Source organism: Pirellulales bacterium (assembly GCA_035546535.1).
Taxonomy (GTDB): Bacteria; Planctomycetota; Planctomycetia; order Pirellulales; family JACPPG01; genus JACPPG01.
In genome coordinates, this window is sequence record DASZWQ010000055.1 from 1 (window position 1) to 2,632 (window position 2,632).

Genomic DNA, 2,632 nt, shown 5'->3' on the forward strand with positions numbered 1-2,632 from the left:
CTGACGATCACGCTCATCGCGTAATCGAGATACGAACGCTTCAGTTCGTCTTCGATCGCGATGCCGGAAATGCTTCCGCCGGACGGCGGCGCGGGGTGGCCTTCGTCGCTCAAATGGGGGTCCTGACGCGGCCAGATTCGGAGCTAAAAATCATGCCGAATTGGTAGCATTTTGGCGCCTGAGTCACCACAAAAAGACGCTCGAATCAGGTCCCGAAAAGCAGGCTTCAGAACGGGATTTCGTCGTCCATTTCGGAGCGGTCGAAACTGGCCGGAGCATCGCCCGCACCGCCACCGAAGGACCGGCCGCCGCCGCCGTCACCGCCCTTGGTATCGAGCATGGTGAGTTCGCCCCGGAAGTTCTGAAGCACGACTTCTGTCGAGTATTTTTCGTTGCCGTCCTTGTCGGTCCATTTACGGGTCTGCAACGAGCCCTCTACGTAAACCTTGGAGCCCTTGCGCAGGTATTTTTCGGCAACCTCCGCAAGGTTCTTGTTGAAGATCACCACGCGGTGCCATTCGGTCTTCTCTTTGCGCTCGCCGGACGACTTGTCGCGCCAGGTTTCAGAGGTGGCCAGGGACAGGTTCACGACGGCGTCGCCGCTCTGCATGCGGCGGACTTCCGGGTCCTTGCCCAGATTGCCCACCAGAATGACCTTGTTCACGCTTCCCGCCATCGCTTTCACCTTCCGTAGCTAAACCGGCCGGACCCTAAGCCCCGCCTGCGCGCGCCGCCATTGCCCGGCCCGAATGTTCTCTTTATGTTCCAAGCAAAACCGAGTCAATCCCCAGCTTTTCGAGGGAGTGCGCGACGCTACTGCCAGCCACTGAGACCTTGCGATTTAGGCTCGCGGTCACCATCTGTGCGACAGGGTCCCGCGCGTCCACGTGCGGGCTCCTGATCCTTGGAACCTTTACGTTCTTGCGGTTGCCCGGACATACCCGGCTGGCCACACTGTGCGTTTCGGCTTGACGGAAAGACATGTTGGACGACCTCTCTTCAGCCCGGCGCCTTCGCCGCAATCCCGACCGTAAAGCGCCACAGGCGCTGCAGCGGCAGCAGAAGCACGCTGATCGAGAAGAACGAGACGATCGTTCGGAACAGAGTCACGGCTGCGTCCATCGCGGGATTGCCGGGATTGAACCGGACATCATTGAACGAGCAGCCAAACGCCTTCGGGACGCCGAACGTGACACCGCTCAGATATTCGTCGATCCACGGCAGGGGATCCAACACGCCGCCGCCTTGGGCGACGTCGTTGTGGCGGGCCCGCAAGCCGGCGTGTTCCAGCAAGAGTTCACAACGCGAAGACTCCCGCTGCAGAACCAACAGCGCGCTGGGCTGCGCGCGGAACAGATGCTTGTTCGCGTAGTCGACAAAGCCAACCTGTTGTCCCATAGCGAACAGGAACCAGAACAGGACTGGCAACGCGAGATTGAAGACGAAGAGGCGCGCGTAGTCGAAACTCCACACCTTGCGTTCGGCCTCTGGCCGGATCGCGTAGAACTCATAGGCATGGCTGGCGCCGACGAGCCAGATGACGATGAGCGTCAATCCTCCGAAATAGATGTCTTTCAATGCCGGCCCGTGTGGGGGGCCATTGAAGGCGGTGCCGACCCAGATCATGGCAGGCGTGCCCAGGCCGGCTGCCAAGATGTAGAACTGGCTGATGCGCAGACGGATCACCTGGGCCGTGTTGTCCATCGGCGGTCCAGCAAATGCAGGCGTGGTCTGCGGATAGACACGGGCCAACACCCAGTCGAGCGACAGCAGCACGGTATCGATGAGCATCCCGATGGCGATGGCGGCGGACACCACACCGGCAACCAGCATCACGTCGAAGATCGCACCGATCCACCAGCCAGTCTGCATTGCAGAGCCCCCTCGAGGCCGACCCTAACCATTCCGCCATATCTCATCAAACTTTCCCCGCGGCATCTCCGCGGGTCGGAGCACACATGCTGAAGAACATCTCCATTCGCGGCGCGCGCGAGCACAATCTGAAAAACATCGACGTCGAGATTCCGCGCGACACGCTGACGGTGCTCACGGGTTTGTCGGGCTCGGGCAAATCCTCGCTCGCCTTCGACACGATCTACGCTGAGGGCCAGCGCCGCTATGTCGAGTCGCTGTCGGCCTACGCGCGCCAGTTTCTCGAGCTGATGCAGAAACCCGATGTCGATCATATCGAGGGCCTGTCGCCCGCGATCTCCATCGAGCAGAAGACTACCTCCCGAAATCCGCGCTCGACCGTCGGCACGGTGACGGAGATCTATGACTACCTGCGTCTGCTGTTCGCGCGTGTTGGTGTGCCCTATTCGCCCGCGACCGGGCTGCCGATCGAAAGCCAGACCGTCAGCCAGATGGCGGACCGCATCCTCGCGCTGCCGGAAGGGACGCGGCTGTACCTGCTGGCGCCCCTCGTGCGCGGCCGCAAGGGCGAGTATCGCAAGGAGCTTGCGGAGCTTCAAAAGAAGGGTTTCCAGCGCGCCAAGATCGACGGCAAGTTTTACGACATCGGCGAGACGCCGGCACTCGACAAGAAGCTCAAACACGACATCGAGATCGTGGTCGACCGCATCGTGGTGAAAGCCGATATCGGCAACCGCCTGCCCGACTCCATTGAGACGGC

General features: G+C 61.2%; 3 protein-coding genes. 1 reads left to right on the forward strand and 2 read right to left on the reverse strand.

Going from position 1 to position 2,632, the window contains the following annotated elements; all coding sequences use genetic code 11:
* Positions 1–226 precede the first annotated feature (226 nt).
* Together ssb and VHD36_07270 are read right to left on the reverse strand one after the other, a co-directional pair.
* Complete coding sequence (ssb, locus tag VHD36_07265) at positions 227–676, reverse strand: single-stranded DNA-binding protein (GenBank protein ID HVU87103.1); 450 nt, start codon at positions 674–676, stop codon at positions 227–229.
* Positions 677–999: 323 nt separating this feature from the next.
* Positions 1,000–1,872 (reverse strand): hypothetical protein, encoded by an 873-nt coding sequence (locus VHD36_07270; protein ID HVU87104.1) that lies wholly within the window; start codon positions 1,870–1,872, stop codon positions 1,000–1,002.
* Positions 1,873–1,958: 86 nt separating this feature from the next.
* On the opposite strand from VHD36_07270, the gene uvrA reads away from it, so the two are divergent.
* Positions 1,959–2,632, forward strand: a 674-nt coding sequence (gene uvrA, locus VHD36_07275) for an ABC-ATPase UvrA (GenBank protein ID HVU87105.1), incomplete at its 3' end; no start/stop codon positions are given.